The sequence below is a fragment of the Sphingomonas sp. Leaf9 genome (assembly GCF_001421355.1).
Taxonomy (GTDB): domain Bacteria; phylum Pseudomonadota; class Alphaproteobacteria; order Sphingomonadales; family Sphingomonadaceae; genus Sphingomonas.
The window spans coordinates 393110-408975 of sequence record NZ_LMKC01000005.1; the positions used below are offsets into that span (position 1 = coordinate 393110).

The following is a 15866-nucleotide window of genomic DNA, read 5'->3' on the forward strand; positions in this document are numbered from 1 at the left end:
CAGGATGACGCGCGAAAGCACGATTCCGGACGGTTCGTCTAATGACCGTGACAGTCCGCCTCATTCGGCTATCCCAAACATACGACCGCATTTCGACGTTGGTCTTTGGGAGAAAAAGCGTGCTTTTCCATACTATGGTTGGCTCAAACGACATTGAGCGATCGAAGCGCTTTTACGACACGGTGCTCGGCACCTTGGGCGCAGGCGAAGGGACGCGCAACATTGCCGATAGCGGGCATACCCGTCTGATCTACAATAACGGCAACGGGACCAATTTCATCGTTAGCCAGCCGATCAACGACGAACCGGCAAGCGTTGCCAACGGAAGTACCGTCGCCTTTTCCTGCAACTCACCCGAGCAGGTGAAGCAGCTTCACGATACAGCTGTTGCCGCTGGCGGCACCTCAATCGAAGCCCCGCCCGGCCCGCGCGAAACTGCCTCGATGGGCACTATCGAACTGGCCTACTTTCGTGATCCTGACGGCAACAAACTGTGCGGAATTCATTTTCCTGCCTGATCCGTCCGAGAAGGGTCTGCTGCAAATCTTGCGGACTTAGACCATACGATCCCGGCAATGTGTGCTTTCTGACCAACTGCAGACATTGCCGGGGCGGGCGCTCCCTCCGCCCTCGGCATTGGTCTCGACGGCATGTCACTGCGCTCAAGTACGGGGCGTACGCTCACCAAAATTTTCCGATGCAAAACAACGAGATGCAGGGAAGTCACCATCATTGCCATGCCCTTGGCGCAAGGGGATCGCCCTATTCGAGAACGTGGCGTTAATACGCCCCCGGTAGGACGCAAACCCGAAAGGGCGTTTATGATGTCGTCGATGGAATCGCCCGAGTTGCTCGCCTTGGTTGCGGGCCGCATACGTCAGGGCGTGGTCGTCTACGATGCCGATGAGTGCATCATGCTGATCAATCCGCATATCGCCGAGATATTCGGCTTTGAACCTTCGGCCGTGTGCGTTGGGTCGACCCTTACTGAGTATCTGGACCGGATCGGTGCGGCAGTCGGATGGCCCGAGGATCGGATCAAAGCCATTCTTGAGAACCATCGGGCATGGGCAACGCAAGGCGAGCTGCGGAGCTTCGATCACAACTTTGACGACGGAAAAGTGGTTGAAATTGGCTTTCATCCGCTGCCGGGCGGCGGAGCGTTGCTGACATTTTCCGATGTCGGCCACGAGCGACGTGTCACGGCAGCGGCTAATCGGCGCGAAGAATTGACGCGTGAAGCGGGCTTCATGCTGCAAAAGGTCGCCAGCATCTCACAGCAAAATCGCATCGTCGCATTTAACGTCCGGATCGAAGCTGCCCGCATGGGTCATGAGGGACGCGGCTTGGCCGTAGTTGCTGACGAGGTTCGCGACCTATCCCGACAAACGTCCGACGTCCTTCGTGACGTCAGCCGGATCATCGACGCCACCTTGGAAACGATCTAACAGACGGCTCGCCGTTGATGTTGTCGGGCTACAGGGCGGGTGCCCCATCCGCCGTCATCGCCAAATGCAATTGAAAATGCGCCGTGTGCGTGGGTCTCGCAAGCATCGTACCCTGGCAATACCCCTACCCCGGCGCTCGCATCAGATAACGACCAGCGGCCCGGTTGCAACGACCGGTCCCGTGGGTGTTTCCTTGGGCGAACCGCCCGGCGGCTCAATCGAAATTGCCATGACCAGGCCGGGCCGCAGCGCCGCTCGCTCTGCCGCCGGAAGCGCCAGGCGGGTTGCGCCCGTCACGGCCAGCAATCCAATCGAGCGAGGCACTCCATCGCGGATGATCCAGAGCTGCGCGACCTTGCCGACCGGGGCCACAGCGGTCGCCGCCAAGCGAACTTGGCCTGCCTCACGATCGACCACCGCGCTGATCGGAGCGGTCTGCGCATCAGTGGGCTGTAGCGCTGCCAAGAGGGATCCGCTGGACGGGCCACTGCCTGCTGGCGGCATACTCCTATCCGGCTGAAGGACCATGACGAGCAATACCGCCGCAATCGCCGCCAACCCTGCCGGAAGAGCGAACCGGAACATCCGCTGCGGCTTGATGTCGGGCGCGTCGCCGATGGTGTCGGTCAAACCGGCCGGCGCTGGCTCAGAGCCATATTCCGGGAACATCAGTGCGAACTTCGCGCGCCACCATTCAACCTCGCGCGCAAACTCTGGCTCGGAAAGCATCCTGCGCAGGGCCTGGGCGCGCTCGTCGCCTTCGAGCAATCCGAGCGCCAGTTCAGCCGCCGTCATGTCCGGTTCAATCGTCACTTACACAACCTCGCAGCTTCAACAGGCCCCGACGCGCCCATTTGCGCACGTTCACTTCCGGGACTCCCTTGGCTCTAGCCATTTGCGCATATGTCAGGCCCTCGAAAAAGGCCGTGCGCAAGGTTTCGCGCTGTCGCGGCTCCAACGTTTCGAGACACGAGTACAGCCGCTCCGCCTCTTCGGTTCGCTCGAGTACCGCCAGTTGGTCCGGCACATCGTCCGCGATATGGCCGGCATCCTCGATCGGCCCGGTCATCCGCCGTTCGTAACTTCGCACCCAGTCAATCGAACGATTGCGCGCGATCGTACCCAACCAGGACATTGGATGCGCCCCTGTCGGAATGTAACTGTCGGCTCTTTTCCAGATCAGCTGGAAAACATCCTGAAGGACGTCTTCAGCGCCGCTCCGGTCGCGGCAGACCCGAAGGCATATGGCGAACAGGGACGAGGACGTCAGGTCGTAAAGCTCTCCCAGTGCCGCTCGATCGGTCGCTCCGACCCGTTGCAACAATTCGCAAATGAGAACACGCGCGTCATAGGGATCAATTGGTCGGCTCACCCTTGTGCTACTCCCATCGAGCCATCCTCACCGCCATACCGGACTGTGCTGTGTATTGGCAAAGGTCGACGCTGTTGATGCGTACTCGGCGAGCGTCCGTCCATAGCGATCATGACCGCTCCGCTCAAACCTGACCGGCGTGCGGTCAATCGCCATGCCGGTCCACACAAACTCGATCGCGATCTGGACGGTCAGTCCACCTGATCGCCATTCGCGTCCGGCACTCCGTGACGAGCCAACATGCTGCGGGGAAAAGCCCACAGGCCGGCCAGACACAGAACCACGGTCGCTACGATCATGTAGAGGTACGTCGTCATCCCGACCCCCAAGGCCCAGGCTGCACCGGCCACTGCGAACGCCAGTGCCGGTATCGCCAGAAGCATCACGCGCAACCAACGAAGCGGGCCGGGACGGTAGCTCAGCAACGCAGATGTCCACGGGACCGGTACTGCCAGAATGGCCCAATAGAGCGGATTGATCTTCGCTTCCGCATGCGTACCCGGCACCAGCAGGATCGCGATGCCCACCATCGGAGGTACGATGGCGAACACAGCCAGCGCAACGGCCCATCCGGTCCAGCGGTCTCGTTTCAGACGATGGGCATAGCTGTCTGTCATGCCTTGCCCTTCTCCGGGCCTCCGATAATCCACCCGATCAGCTCACGGATCATACCACCGTCCGCGCTGCTGATCACCCCGAGCACGCTGCCCGCGCCATCGAGCAACGGTGCCGCGCGACCTTGTTGATCATGCGGGTGCCCAACTTCAGGCCATGAATGCCGATCGACGCCCTGAGCTCCCCGCGTGCGGCTGCGCGCGCGATCTATGACGCCTGCTATCCATCCGATGATTGGGCGCGGTTCGGGTTCGACGAGACCGAGCGTTACGGCACTGTCGATTACCGGCAGGCGGTCGACGCTGCTCAGCAGGCGCGGTGCGTACTGGCAGCGAAGGGCGAACAGCTCACGTTGGCGGTAATGCCATGAAGCGGAAGGGCGAACGTCGGTTGCCGGTGTATCTCGACACATGGTCAGAAACGCACCCGGTGGTCCGTGCGATTGCTACCGGCTCTTGGTGGTTCGACGCTTGGGTTGCGCAGAAGACGACGCTTCATCATGCGCTGTCGCGGCTGACCGGCATCCCTCAACGGCGGCTCGACACGATTGCTCGAAAAGACCGGGTTTCGTTGGCTGAGTTAGACGCTCTTGCCCGTGCTTGGTCCATCAGCGCCGCCGATCTGCGTGCGTCCGTGCCGGCAGAACTGGTCGTGCCGTGAACGCTTGCCGCAAAAAGTGCATTTGAGCCGCGCAGACTGAGCCCCGGCACGATCAGCCGGTCAGCTATTAATCCATTTTAATGCCGAATTGGTTTGCGTTGCGTAACGAACTGACCGCTACCGTACATACCGGAGACGATGCGTTAGATGGTATATCCGCTTCACCGCTATCGATCATTCGCAAATCTAACGCTGGCGGAAGAGCAAGCGTTGCTCGAACTAGGCGACCCGCCCGTCGTTCACCACAGGGGCGAAACGTTTCAGCGCGAAGGAGAGTCCGTTCAAGGCTTCTACCTGCATATCGCCGGTTGGATCATTTCGTCGGTCGTCCTGCGCAATGGAGATCGCCTTATCCAGAAAGTCCATTTGCCAGGAGACATGCTCGGTACGCCGAATGCCGTGCTTGCCAAGACAGCGGACAGCCTGACCGCGATCACTGAAGCAACGACCGCATTCGTACCATTTGCCCGGTTCGGACAGATTTTTGTCGACCTGCCGCGTTTGGGGGCGCTGTTCACGGTCGCGATTCAAATGGAGCGTCTAAGACTGCTCGATATGCTGGCCACTTCGCAAAACGCGTCTTCGAGCGAACGGTTAGCACAGTTCCTACTTGATCTATATCAACGGCTTGAGACGATCGGCTTCGTTGAAGGGGATGCTTTTCATATTCCATTAACTCAAGAACAGATGGGTGATTTGTTGGGAATTACGCCAGTCCATATGAACCGAACGCTGCGCACCTTCGACAAGAACGGCTGGATTGCGCGCTACGATCATCATGTGAAACTGCTCGATATTGCGGCGCTGCGGGCCATTTCCCCACTACCCTTGCGGTGCCCGGCGTTCGAACCGAGCTGGCTACCTTCCGCGCGGTGACCTACGCCAGCTGGCGGTTCATCGATGAGGCGATCAAGCAGCATCAGCGCGACCTTGCCGCTGCGCGAGCGCGGTCGATGCGCGGCAAGGAATGCCCGATCCAGCGGCCGATGTGTGATCGGTGGCCAGTGAAGTGATTTTTCAGGCAAGGACAACGTGGATTTGGTTGGAAGTATGGTTTCGCCGAGCCATACAACGCTTCCGCTACTAAGGTTTCGCTTCGCAGTGCCTAACGATATTCCTTCGACGGCCTGGGGCGCTTGCACCAAGATGGTGCAAGCCGCAACGGAGGCCACAGCAAAGGCATGCACCGCTCCGGCGGTGGCGGCGCCCCCTGCACCAGCCGCGCCTAACTGGGATGCAATGGCGAACTCGTTCGCTTCACTCTCCAATGCGTTCGCTTGGGGTTCATTAATTTTGGCATTGGTCGCGGTTTTCGCTGCATTCGCATGGGGCAAGATCGTTACTGCCCGCGCGGAAAACGAAGCCCGAGATATGGCGAAGGCAGCGGTCGAGGAATGGCTTCAGAACGTTGCTCCGCCGTTGATAGCCCGGGAAGCCGCTGAGTTTTTGCGGACATTTCGGGGCGAACGTCCTATATCAGAAGATGACTTAGCCGATTTGGTTTCGGCAGTTGGCAATGACGGGAAGGAGGGCAAGAATGAAGAAAAGTGAGATGAGCATCGTAGCCCGCCATATGACAAAAGCGCCCGTCGATTTAGATGCTATTTTCGACGAACTGGGCATTGCCTACGAGCCTATCTGGATGGACGAGGCGTCGGGCTCAATATCTCGCGACGGTGATAATTTCATCGTGAATGTGAATGCTCTTGAGTCAAAAGTCCGTCAGCGATTCACCGCCGCGCATGAGCTCGCGCATTACTTATTGCACCGCGACCTGATGGGCGATGGGAAAAGGATGCACCGTCACGTCGACACTCTCTACGCGCAGGGGGACCAGCCGGGAGACGTCATCTTTAACCGTTCGCATGAGATCGAAGCTAACCGAATTGCCGCTCAGATCATCATGCCTAAAAAGCTCGTCGAACAGGAATACGCAAAGAGCCAAGACGTAGCACATTTAGCATCTAAGTTTGGCGTATCGAAGCCGGCGATGGAAATTCGGTTGAGAACTTTGGGGTTATCGTAACCACAATATCCGACCATAAGCGGCTCCTATCTAGCCCTCGTCGGAAACACCGGGCCCCGCACAGTCATCGCGGCAGCAGGATAGGGCCGTTGCAACGCGACCACCTCGTCATAGCTGCCACGCAACCACGTATCGATGTCGTCTAGTCGCAGGACAGTTATCATCGCCTTGGGGTGGATCGGCGCGACCAGTTCGTTCGGGTCGCAGGTCACCATCGTGAACCCGTTGCCCTCGGCAGTCTGTTGCCAGAACCCCGCTACGGCGAACGTCGGCTGGTCGGTGACCTGAAACCACATCTCGCCTTTGATCGCCGGCTTCCCGTCGCCCAGATCGTGCTTGTCGGGCGTCCATTCGCAAAACTCAGTCAACGGCACGAGGCAGCGGTTCACCGGGTCCGCTGCCAGCTTGCGCCATTGCGGCAGCTTCAGGTTGCGGACGTTGGTCATTGGCCACGCCGCCTGACCGCCCAGCACGTCCCAGGACATGATGTCCCAGCCGCGTTCGCCGTCCTGCTCTCGGATCACATAGGCGCGCCCCTTCGGCCGCAGTTCATGGGGGTTGAACCGGTTGTCGCGGGGGCGTTCGGGGAACAGCTTTGCGGCTGATCCGAACAGGTCGGCAGGTTCGCCGGCGAAGCGGGCTCGGTTGCACATAGCCTCACGGTACGCGGCGAAGGCCGGATATGGAAAGGGCGACGCCACCGCGTGACGCCGCCCTTTCCATTTCGGATGACCGATTAGGCTTATCGCTACCGCGCCACCTACTTGCGGACTGGCCCCGCAAACGCTCCCTTAAGCCGCGCGATTGCAAGATCGTTCGCTTCCTTCGCGCCCTGCACGACCTTGGCCATGCCGAAGAACTCGTGGGTAACGCCCGGATAGGTGCGTTGTTCGACACGAACACCAGCCTTCCGCATCGCGGCAGCGAGCGTTTCGCCGTCGGACCGCAGCGGATCGATCTGAGCGTTAATGATCGTTGTCGGCGGCAGACCGCGCAGGTTGGCAGCGACCAGGTTCAGGCGTGGATCCTGCGCGTCAGCCCTGCTGTTCTGGTAATAGTAGCCGAACCAGCCGAGCATCGGCGTGTTGAGCGGCTTGGCATTGGCCGAGTCCCGGCGCGACGGCAGGTTCATGCTGCTGTTCGCGATCGGATAGACCGAGACGATATGGCGTGGAACGGTCAGGCGATTATCGCGCGCGTAGATTGCCGTGGCTACGGCGAGGTTGCCGCCCGCGCTTTCACCCGCCACTGCGATCTTGGCCGGATCACCGCCCCAGCTCGCCGCATTTTGTAGCACCCAACGATAGGCGGCTGCCGCATCATCATGCTGCGCGGGGAACTTGAACTCCGGCGCATGACGATATTCGACGGACACCACGATCGCGTTCAGCGCCTTCGACATCGCCCGGGGCGCGGCATCGTAGGTTTCAACGTTGGCAATCACCCAGCCGCCGCCATGATAGTAGACGATGACGGGCAGTCGACCGTTCGAGGGCGCGTTCGCAGGCTTGTAAATGCGGGCGAACTGCATGGCGTCGCTGCCATAGGGCACGTCCTGCGTGGCGACAGACGGATCGGGTGCCGTTGGCATGCCCTGCTGCTGCATGGCCGCCTTTGCGCCATCCGCTGCAGACGGCTGTCGGCGGGCTTGGGCAGGCGTCAGCGCTTCAATTGGCTTGCCGCCAAGGCCCGCTAGCGCGTCCAATACCCGCTGCATATCGGGTGCGGCTTTCGCCGGCTGCGTTGCCGGTTGCGCGGTTACCGGGGGCGGAGGCGCATCCACCGAGCGGGGCGACTGCGCGACGACGACTGCTGACGTGGCAACGATTGCGGACGCGACAATGAGTTGCGTCAGCCGACGCGTAGTTTTGTTTGGCATGAAACCTCCTGGGAATGTACCGCTTGAACAGTCAGGAGGTTGAGAAAGGTTCTGTACGGGATAGTGCAGAGCTGCCGAACCGATACGGGTCTACGCGTCATTTGCGTCGCCTAGTTTCGCTATCTACCCCACCATGTTTCTGCAGGGACCATATATTCTGCGCTGCAAGCGGACCCATCCTTGGCGCTCGTCATCGCTTTAAAGGAACAGCATCGATCCAGTTGCGCTTACTTCGCGACCGCCGAAAGGCACGAACCAGGAGCGCCCCATGCCCAATACCGGACTGACGATCGACACTGCCACTTTCACCGACAACCCGACGGACTATCAGGTCGAGTTCACGGGAACTGTGGACGACGAGCAGCAGCAGTTCGCTGTGAAGTACAGCGCGCTCGAGGCGCTAGCTGGCGAACAGACGTTGGATGATCCGCTTTCGGTCGCTCAAGCCCAGACGGCCCGCTTGGCCGAAGCAGCAGGCAAGGCGCTTGGGCGAGGACAGGCCAGCGACTTGGTAACGATCGGCGAAGGCGACCTGCTTTAGGGTTTTCGCGGGAAGGCGGCTAACGAACCGCCTTCCTCCACCTGGCGTCTACTCCGCGGTGCCGGCGCGGTCAGTCCAGAGGACGTAGCCGATGGCACCCGCAGCCGCCGCGCCGAACAGCAGCGCAATCGGCAGTGCCGAGCCCGACGCCTGCTGCTTCTCACGGTTGGACTTCATCTGTGCAACGAGCGCTGCCTTGTCGGCATCCGGCGCACTTGGCGATGCAGTCGGGGGATACGGCGCTTGGTTGGCGGCTGGGATTGGCGGGGTGTGGGTCATGGCGTTCCTGCTTTGATAGAGAACGCCTAACTGTTGGGACTCGTTGATGTTCATTCGGGCAGCGCGGCTTTAAGACCGCTTAGGCACGAGCACAGTACTGAGCTTTCGCATCGGTCGCCGCCACTCGGCATGTCCCAACCAATATTGCTATCAATGTTCAGCGGCCAATTTCTGCCAATGCGGCAGTCATGCGATCCGCCTCGGCTAAGCCAGTTACCATCGACCGAGCCGCTCCATCTCGCGCCACTCACGCCGGATCGCAGCGGCTTCCCGGCGCGTCTCGATAGCCGCCTGACTATACATCCCGTGCTTCAGAGCGTTTTGGTTGCCGGGCGCGCCGCGTGACAGTCCGCCGTGCAGGCGACAGCGGCCGTTCGGCATTGCCGGGGATTGGCACGCCGTGCCCCGTCGCGTCTTGGCTAAGCATCGGCGCGCTTCCCGGAGCGCCTTGGGTTCTTCCGTCCGTTCCATAGGGTTGACCCGCCGTTTCCTTATTGACCCCCGCCGCCCCGGGCTGACCGTGGTACACGTCGCCGACGATCGCCTGACCGCCAGGATGAACGGTCACATGCTCGACGCGAACCGTTTGCTGCCCCTTGCCCCGCAGCTTCGCCAGCGCCTCGATCTGCGCCGTGAACGTCCTTTGCAGCTTGACGGCAAGGTTGCCGTACAACTGCACCCATTCGAAACTGTCGGTGTTGCAGGCGCGACTAAGGACGTCAGTGGTAAGCGCATGGTTCGCCGCCATCTGGATCGCCAGCGCAGCCTCTAGTTCGTCCTCCGGCTTGATCGCGGCGACCAGCGCCAGACTGGCGTTCAACTCCTGCTCAGTCGCGTTTGCCTTCCCCCGGCTCCGTGAAGCCCTGTTCAGCATCGTAAGGGATTGCCGCATGAAGTCGGGCGACCGGGTGCCGAGCGTGTCACCGATCCGCATTGTCCAGCCGCTGGGATCGTTGTGATGCGGGCCGATCCCGTTGTCGTCGGTTACTGCGGCTTCGACCGGCGGGACGCGAGCAATCCAGCGCTCGCGGGCCGTCGCGATGCGTGCCTGTTCCTTTTCGTTGGGTGGTTCCCTGTTGTCCTGTTCGGTTTCCATCGTCGGTCCCTCGCTATCGTTGCTCAGTTCGGGGCGCTCCACCCCACCTCACCACCCCACTTGGAATGGGCCTGGAACCACCCCCACCCCACCTCCCCTTATAAAAGGGGAGGTGGTGGTGGGGTGATTGTGGTTCCCCACTTTCCCCACTTGATCCTCCCCACCTGTCGAAGTGGGGAAGGTCATTCGACCACGTCCCCAACGACCACGTAGGGCACGTCACGACCCTTCGTCGGGTCGGCTCGGCGCTCGACACGCAGCGCGCCGTTGGCGAGCCATTCGCGCAGGATATTAGAGATACGTTGCCGATCGGCCTTGGCGTGCTTCTCGGCGCTCAGCCCCAGCACGGTCGCGACAGCATTGCCCGCCCAATTCCCGGCCTGCGAGCTTTCACGGAACTCGCTACCGGCAATGATCCCCTGGACCCGACGAAGGTGATCCGGTGTCACGCCTGCGAAGGCATCCGGCGGTGTCCACTGCGTCACCACGCCGACGTTATCGCTATGCTCGCCGTCGAAGTTGCCGAGGTCGACCGACGCCATGCGATACCATTCGGCCTTCTCGGCTGGGGCGCGATTGTGCTTGTCGTCTTGGACGGTGAAAAGGCGGCGCTTTTCATCGTCGCCGTCGATCATGAAGCGCTCGGCCTCCTGATCGTCCATCCGGTTCAGGACCAAGGTGGACCGAGCAGCAGCAACCAGTGATGACGCACCACGCGACGCTTCCGCCGTGACTTTCGTGCCGCCCAGCTTCTTGCTGTGGTGAACCAGCACGATCGAGCATCCGACCCGCTTCGCCAGCCGCGCCCATTCCTTCACGATCGCATCGATGGCGTTGTTGTCGTTTTCCTCGATCGAATGGCTCGAGACGAATGGGTCGACGATCAGCACATCGATGCCACGGGTCTTCAACTCGGCTTCCAGTCCGGCGATCACAGGCTTCAGGATCATGAATCCTTCCGGGCCATTTACCGCCGTGCAGAGTTCGTGCTGTTCCTCCATGCCGCTGTCGATGAACAGCCGATCGCCACACTCGTCCTCACAAACCTTGTAATGAATCGCAGCAGCCTGCACCTGGCGTTCCAGCTCTTCGCTGTCATCTTCAAGGTTCCAGTACCAGGCGCGCTGCGAACCGCCCCAAACGGACTTGCCGAGCAGCGCGCGCCCAGTCGTGAGTGAAAGCACGAGTGAGGCCATGAACGATGACTTGCCGACGCCACCCGGCGCCACGACCGCCGTCACGGTGCCACGCAGCAGCCAGCGGCCGAAGACCCACGGGCGCGTTGGGATGGTGCGAGGATCTCGCCAATTGAACGGGGTGGCGCTGATCTTGACCGGCTTGGCTTCGAGCACCCCCCGAACCGCGCGACGGCTGGCGGCTGGCTCCGCATACGGGTAGCCCTCGAACGGTGGAGCGGCATCAAAGCGCGCCTGCATGTCGGTAGCGGCGTTCATGCCATCGCCGCCTTTCGGGCGGTTATTTGCGCGTCGAGTTCGGCGTTGAAGTCCTTGTAACCAGCTCCCGGATACATGATCCGCACGGCCAGTTCTCGCGCCGCATAGGCGGTTGCTGCCTTCTCTGCGGCCACCCGTCCGGGCGCGTCGCCATCCGCACCGATGACGACGGCGCGAACGACGTCGGGGAACACCATGTGCGGCAGCATCGACGTTCCAGCCGCCACCCATACCGCGCGCCCGAGCGCCTGCATCAACGTCAAGCTATCCTCCAGCCCCTCCGCGACGATCATGGAACCAGACACCGGCCCCAGCCGGATCGCGCCGGTACGGACGTTGCCAAGGCTGTATTTCACCGTGGGCTTGCGGTCCTGTTCGGTGGCGATCACCGCTGCCTTTTGCCCGTCCTCGGTCAGATAGGTTCGTTGGATGGCGACTAGTGACCCGTCCGGCCCCGTTACCGCGGCGACCAGCGCCGGCAGGGGATCGGGACCGTTCGCTGCCAGCAACCCGTTCCCCTCGATTGTAGGCGGCGCCAGCCGTGCAAACCGGAGACAGTCGGGCAAATCCATGTCGATCCCGCGGTTGCGCAGATAGCGCGCGGCTGGCGTGCCGGTGATCGGCTGCGCAGCGCTCCAAATACGGGCCACCAGACGCGACCAGTCTTTCCGGGGTCGTTCGGCGGCGGCTGGCGTCGCGATCGTTCCTAGCGCGCCGCTATCGAGCAACCGGGCCGCTTCGATCAGACCGACGCCGTAGGCATGCTTCATGAAGTCCAGCACGTCGCCCTGCGTATTGCAGCCGAAGCACATGAACCGTCGGTCGCCTGCGTAGATCGTGAAAGAGGGCGTTTTCTCCGTGTGGAAAGGGCAGCAGGCTTTCCATTCCTCGCCGACCCGCCGCAGCTTCACCCCCGCGCGCTCAGCGACCGCCGAAAGGGAGAAGTCGTTGCGAATGCGATCGAGCGCCGCGCGCAGATTAGCGTCCATTGCCCGGCCCTCCGTCCAGCATATCGCCAAGGGTTGGATAGGTCGGATAGCTTGGCGTGTAGCTGTTGCGAAAGGCGCGCTGTTCGGCCGTCGAAAGGAACCGCGCTTCTTCGCCCTCCGGCTCGATCAGGACAGGCAAGCCCGATTGCCGGAAAATCCGGTGTGCCTCCGAGATCGCGCTGGCATAGGTGCGCAGGTGTTCGGCTGGAGGCGTGAAAGCCGGTCGCTTGCCGTGCGCGGTCGAGTAGTGCCGGACGACCACAACCCATTCCGTGCGGCTCTCTTGGCGGATGACAAGGGCGCGACGACGCACGCCATCGGGGAAAGCTACCAGCACCGTTGTTCCTTCAGAGTTCGTGCAGGCGAGGCCCCAGCCGCCGGCCGATGCGGCCAGCAGCCCGGCGCTAAGCGCGCTGGCATAATTCACGACAGGGGCAAGCGCGTCGTCGGGGGTCAGGCAATGCCATTGCCCGTGCGCGACCTGCTCCACGATGACGAATGCGCGGGAATCGGGGGTCATTGTCCACCCCCTTCCGCCGCGACCGACTGCGAATATTCCTTAGCGACCCACACCACCGCGCGCTTGCCGCTGCTGCGATTGATGCGACGCTTGCCGCTGTCGAGGATGAGACCCTTCGCCTTCAATTCGCTGGTTCTCGGCTGGGCGGACACGCGGGGCAGGCGCAGCGCAATGGCGCATTCCTCCGCTGTCCGGCCGGCCTTCTTGGCGCGTCGGATCGTCCGCAGAACCATGCGCTGCAACCGAGCACAATCCACCTCGCACGCTGCTTCGCCGCTTGTCTCGGCCGGTCCCTTCGAACCTGCTACGTTGGGATAATCAGTCATCGCCCGGTATCCTCCTCCGACAGAGGAGGCAGACCGGCGCGGTCGAGCAGCGTCGCAAGCCAGTCAGCTTGCTTCTCCGTCATGGGTGTGGCGTCGACCACCAGTTGCCCAAGAAACGACCCAGCCTTTCTGGTCATCGGCGGGTTGTTGGCGCGAAGAAGCTCCAACGCTGCGGTAGCGACCGGCGTCATGCGAGCGCTCCCCACGCTAGTTCGGCAACAAGTGCGGAACGAGTTTTCGACAGGCCAAACGGCACGAGCCGTTGCCTCCGCAGAAGCTCGGTGGTATCCTTCTGATTGTCGCCGCCAAGCAGACAAATCATCGGGAGCCGCTCGGTCAGCGCCGGGCGGCTTTCTCGTTTATGGGCGACCCCACGGAAGGTTGCCATAGCCGATCACGCTGCCTCGCCCAGCAGCGCGCGACGCGCGCTTGCATCGACGACCAGACGCTTGCGGCCGACCTTGACCGTATCGACCGTACCGGCATTGATCAGCTCATAGGCCTTGGTTCGGCCGACACCGTACAAATCACAGAAGCGGCTGATAGGGTGGAGCACAGCTTGCATTCGTCGCCTCCTTCATGCTGGCCGAACGCCAGCGGGCGACTACGGACTTACTGACAGGTTTAGCGGCATGTCTTTTGATCTATTTTGATCAATTTTTATGGCAGCGGGCTACCGTCCCGAGCATACATCAGCGCGAACGTTCTCCTGATTGCGGACTCAACGCTAGTTTTCTCTCGTGTCGGGTCTTCGGGTGCAACACAACGAATTGCTTCAGCCAAACCCTTGCCACTTCTTACCAGTTTAGCAGCGGTGTGCGCGTACGGCTCATCGCGCCTGTTCGCCGCTGTAGCGTTCGATGGCAGGCAACCCAATAATTGGACATTCCTTGGCTGATTACCTTGACTGACGTTAGGACGGGCGGTGATGGCCGTAAGCAACTCTTGCGCGATACCGCCTCGACTGACGATTATGTCGTCCCGCCAAGGTATCCATTCAGCCATTTTAATAAACAAGCGCTGGCGAAAATAGGCCGGCTCTTTGAAAGGGGATTGAACTGGAATAAAGCGACCAGTTACAAATGTATCGTGCCATTTGCAGCTGTTGGGCGCAAATAAGACCTGCGAGTCTCGCGGACGCCCGTCGGCGGCGTCGGCCGTCCAGATTTGAAGCGTTCCGCGAACCAGCGCGCGTTCAAGGGCCTTTTCCGATAACGCACCAGCGACAGTCCGCTTTAGCCAATCACTTTTTGTGTGCTCGTCAAGATGATGCAACGACAAAGAAGCATAGAACGCATATGCGGGATGGCTTCGATCACTTTCCGTCAAACCGCTGATCTCGAAGACAGATCGCAACTCAGACGCAGCGTCAATAAGCCTCACGCTATCGGGAACAAGAAAACCGTCATCTATCATCGTTGAACAATCGATGTCGTATGTTGACCCCACCCGTCCAAAAGCTTCCGTCGCATCTCCACAAACGTCGTCCGCTTATATGCTCGCACGACCTTGTCAGGCACGATGTGCGCCAACGCTGCCTCAGCGACCGGATCTGGTATATCCGGCATCTTCTCAGCCGCCCAATCGCGGAACGAGCTGCGGAAGCCATGCGCATCGTAAGGCTGGCCCGCATTACGTAGCACCTTGTTCATCGTCATGTCGGAGAGCATCCCACCCCTCTGCCCTGGGAACACCAACTGGTCGGGCTTCGGGGTCGCATCGCCCTTGATCTGCTTAAGCAGGGCAACGGCAGCGCCGTTGAGCGTGACGGTGTGTGCCGAAGCGTCGTTGCCTTTCATCAGCGACGCCGGCCGATTCCACTCGCGCTTATCCAAATCGATCTGCCCCCAACGAGCGCCGCGGACTTCGCCCGGGCGGGCCGCAGTATAAATCTGGAACAGCAACGCAGATCGACCGGTCGTAGCGGGCTGGGCAACCAACCCAGCAACGAACGCCGATACGTCGACGTACGGCATCGCCTGATAGTTTCCCCCCTTGGGCTGACGCGGCAGTCCAACCGTTACCGATCGACCCGGTGCTTCGGTCGCACGCCATCCCTTCCCGTGCGCGAAGTTCAGCACGGTCCCAATCCGCTGGCGCACCTTCCGCGCCATGTCGGCTTTGGTCGTCCAGATTGGGATGAGCACGTTCGAGATGTCGGCGGCGGTGATGGCGTCGACGCGGATGTCACCGATCGTCTTGAACGCATGGTTCTCGAGGGACTTGATGAATGTCGCGGCGCCCTTCTCCGACCAGCCGGACTTCAGAGCCAAGTGGGCCGCTTTGGCAGCATCACGGAACTTGGGGATTTTGAGCCGTTCGCGGTCACGCTCTGCGATCGGGTCGAGCCCCGACTTGGCCGCGACGCGGAGCATAGCCGCCTTGTCACGCGCTTCGGCAAGGGTCAGGATCTTTCGCTGCAGGATCGGGATGACGATGGGAGACGCCTCCCCCTTCCCTGTCGCCCGTGACGATGTGTCGGCTGTGCCGAGCCCTATGTCGCGGCGCCGGCCATCGACCTGCACCCGCAACAGCCATGCTTTTGCGCCAGACGGTTTGACGAGCAGGTACAAGCCGTCGCCATCTGCGTGGCGGCCGGGCTTGGCACTCTTGACGGTCAGGGCAGTGAGTTTCGGCAAATGGCTCCCCTATGCGTTCCCT

Annotated in this window: 25 protein-coding genes; 10 read left to right on the forward strand and 15 right to left on the reverse strand. The window is 61.2% G+C overall.

Annotation, left to right across the window (positions count from 1 at the left end; translation table 11 throughout):
* The first annotated feature begins 134 nt into the window (after positions 1–134).
* Complete coding sequence (locus ASE58_RS15605; RefSeq protein WP_199860592.1) at positions 135–518, forward strand: VOC family protein; 384 nt, start codon at positions 135–137, stop codon at positions 516–518.
* A gap of 303 nt (positions 519–821) precedes the next feature.
* On the forward strand, positions 822–1448 hold the full coding sequence (locus tag ASE58_RS15610; RefSeq protein ID WP_055823266.1) for a PAS-domain containing protein: 627 nt from the start codon (positions 822–824) through the stop codon (positions 1446–1448).
* 141 nt (positions 1449–1589) lie between these two features.
* On the opposite strand, the gene ASE58_RS15615 is transcribed toward ASE58_RS15610, so the two are convergent.
* From ASE58_RS15615 to ASE58_RS15625, 3 genes are all read right to left on the reverse strand, one after another.
* Positions 1590–2261, reverse strand: a complete 672-nt coding sequence (locus ASE58_RS15615; protein ID WP_156347767.1) for an anti-sigma factor — start codon at positions 2259–2261, stop codon at positions 1590–1592.
* Positions 2251–2820, reverse strand: a complete 570-nt coding sequence (locus ASE58_RS15620) for a sigma-70 family RNA polymerase sigma factor (protein ID WP_055823273.1) — start codon at positions 2818–2820, stop codon at positions 2251–2253. The genes ASE58_RS15615 and ASE58_RS15620 overlap by 11 nt, the downstream gene beginning before the upstream one ends.
* A gap of 191 nt (positions 2821–3011) precedes the next feature.
* Positions 3012–3437: a hypothetical protein gene (locus ASE58_RS15625; protein WP_156347768.1), complete on the reverse strand. Its 426-nt coding sequence runs from the start codon at positions 3435–3437 to the stop codon at positions 3012–3014.
* 158 nt (positions 3438–3595) lie between these two features.
* On the opposite strand from ASE58_RS15625, the gene ASE58_RS15630 reads away from it, so the two are divergent.
* From ASE58_RS15630 to ASE58_RS15640, 6 genes are all read left to right on the forward strand, one after another.
* Positions 3596–3805, forward strand: coding sequence for a hypothetical protein (locus ASE58_RS15630; protein ID WP_055823280.1), 210 nt, complete (start codon positions 3596–3598; stop codon positions 3803–3805).
* Positions 3802–4095 (forward strand): hypothetical protein, encoded by a 294-nt coding sequence (locus ASE58_RS18000; protein WP_156347769.1) that lies wholly within the window; start codon positions 3802–3804, stop codon positions 4093–4095. The genes ASE58_RS15630 and ASE58_RS18000 overlap by 4 nt, the downstream gene beginning before the upstream one ends.
* 147 nt (positions 4096–4242) lie before the next feature.
* Entirely contained in the window at positions 4243–4971 is a 729-nt protein-coding gene (locus tag ASE58_RS15635; RefSeq protein ID WP_235513646.1) for a Crp/Fnr family transcriptional regulator, read from the forward strand.
* Complete coding sequence (locus ASE58_RS18005; protein WP_156347770.1) at positions 4968–5108, forward strand: hypothetical protein; 141 nt, start codon at positions 4968–4970, stop codon at positions 5106–5108. The genes ASE58_RS15635 and ASE58_RS18005 overlap by 4 nt, the downstream gene beginning before the upstream one ends.
* Before the next feature lie 226 nt (positions 5109–5334).
* On the forward strand, positions 5335–5646 hold the full coding sequence (locus ASE58_RS18010) for a hypothetical protein (protein WP_156347771.1): 312 nt from the start codon (positions 5335–5337) through the stop codon (positions 5644–5646).
* Complete coding sequence (locus tag ASE58_RS15640) at positions 5633–6121, forward strand: ImmA/IrrE family metallo-endopeptidase (protein WP_055823282.1); 489 nt, start codon at positions 5633–5635, stop codon at positions 6119–6121. Before ASE58_RS18010 ends, ASE58_RS15640 begins: the two co-directional genes overlap by 14 nt.
* A gap of 26 nt (positions 6122–6147) precedes the next feature.
* Here ASE58_RS15640 and ASE58_RS15645 read toward each other — a convergent pair whose 3' ends face one another.
* Positions 6148–6774, reverse strand: coding sequence for an SOS response-associated peptidase family protein (locus ASE58_RS15645; protein WP_055823284.1), 627 nt, complete (start codon positions 6772–6774; stop codon positions 6148–6150).
* Between the two features lie 107 nt (positions 6775–6881).
* Positions 6882–8000, reverse strand: a complete 1119-nt coding sequence (locus ASE58_RS15650; RefSeq protein ID WP_055823286.1) for an alpha/beta hydrolase — start codon at positions 7998–8000, stop codon at positions 6882–6884.
* Positions 8001–8268: 268 nt separating this feature from the next.
* Between ASE58_RS15650 and ASE58_RS15655 the strand changes: the two genes are divergently transcribed.
* Positions 8269–8541, forward strand: coding sequence for a DUF1488 family protein (locus ASE58_RS15655; RefSeq protein WP_055823289.1), 273 nt, complete (start codon positions 8269–8271; stop codon positions 8539–8541).
* Positions 8542–8589: 48 nt separating this feature from the next.
* Here ASE58_RS15655 and ASE58_RS18015 read toward each other — a convergent pair whose 3' ends face one another.
* Positions 8590–8874: a hypothetical protein gene (locus tag ASE58_RS18015; RefSeq protein ID WP_156347773.1), complete on the reverse strand. Its 285-nt coding sequence runs from the start codon at positions 8872–8874 to the stop codon at positions 8590–8592.
* Between the two features lie 159 nt (positions 8875–9033).
* Positions 9034–9291, reverse strand: a complete 258-nt coding sequence (locus tag ASE58_RS18590; protein ID WP_082468115.1) for an HGGxSTG domain-containing protein — start codon at positions 9289–9291, stop codon at positions 9034–9036.
* Positions 9292–9295: 4 nt separating this feature from the next.
* On the opposite strand from ASE58_RS18590, the gene ASE58_RS18595 reads away from it, so the two are divergent.
* Positions 9296–9592 (forward strand): hypothetical protein, encoded by a 297-nt coding sequence (locus ASE58_RS18595; protein WP_443024675.1) that lies wholly within the window; start codon positions 9296–9298, stop codon positions 9590–9592.
* A gap of 506 nt (positions 9593–10098) precedes the next feature.
* Here the strand turns inward: ASE58_RS18595 and ASE58_RS15665 are convergent.
* The 8 genes from ASE58_RS15665 to ASE58_RS15690 form a co-directional block, all read right to left on the reverse strand.
* Positions 10099–11370, reverse strand: coding sequence for an AAA family ATPase (locus ASE58_RS15665; protein WP_055823295.1), 1272 nt, complete (start codon positions 11368–11370; stop codon positions 10099–10101).
* Complete coding sequence (locus tag ASE58_RS15670; protein WP_055823298.1) at positions 11367–12359, reverse strand: DUF7146 domain-containing protein; 993 nt, start codon at positions 12357–12359, stop codon at positions 11367–11369. The genes ASE58_RS15665 and ASE58_RS15670 overlap by 4 nt, the downstream gene beginning before the upstream one ends.
* Positions 12349–12879: a hypothetical protein gene (locus ASE58_RS15675; protein WP_055823301.1), complete on the reverse strand. Its 531-nt coding sequence runs from the start codon at positions 12877–12879 to the stop codon at positions 12349–12351. The genes ASE58_RS15670 and ASE58_RS15675 overlap by 11 nt, the downstream gene beginning before the upstream one ends.
* The gene (locus ASE58_RS15680) at positions 12876–13121 is read right to left on the reverse strand and encodes a hypothetical protein (RefSeq protein ID WP_235513647.1); all 246 of its coding nucleotides are present in this window, start codon (positions 13119–13121) and stop codon (positions 12876–12878) included. Before ASE58_RS15680 ends, ASE58_RS15675 begins: the two co-directional genes overlap by 4 nt.
* An 80-nt stretch (positions 13122–13201) precedes the next feature.
* Positions 13202–13396, reverse strand: a complete 195-nt coding sequence (locus ASE58_RS15685; RefSeq protein WP_055823308.1) for a hypothetical protein — start codon at positions 13394–13396, stop codon at positions 13202–13204.
* Positions 13397–13599: 203 nt separating this feature from the next.
* Positions 13600–13770: a helix-turn-helix domain-containing protein gene (locus tag ASE58_RS18155; RefSeq protein WP_162233534.1), complete on the reverse strand. Its 171-nt coding sequence runs from the start codon at positions 13768–13770 to the stop codon at positions 13600–13602.
* A 95-nt stretch (positions 13771–13865) separates the two neighbouring features.
* Positions 13866–14621: a hypothetical protein gene (locus ASE58_RS18025; protein WP_156347774.1), complete on the reverse strand. Its 756-nt coding sequence runs from the start codon at positions 14619–14621 to the stop codon at positions 13866–13868.
* Positions 14618–15844 carry a tyrosine-type recombinase/integrase gene (locus ASE58_RS15690; protein ID WP_055823311.1) on the reverse strand — a complete coding sequence of 409 codons (1227 nt, stop codon included), beginning with the start codon at positions 15842–15844 and terminating at the stop codon, positions 14618–14620. The genes ASE58_RS18025 and ASE58_RS15690 overlap by 4 nt, the downstream gene beginning before the upstream one ends.
* Positions 15845–15866: the final 22 nt, after the last annotated feature.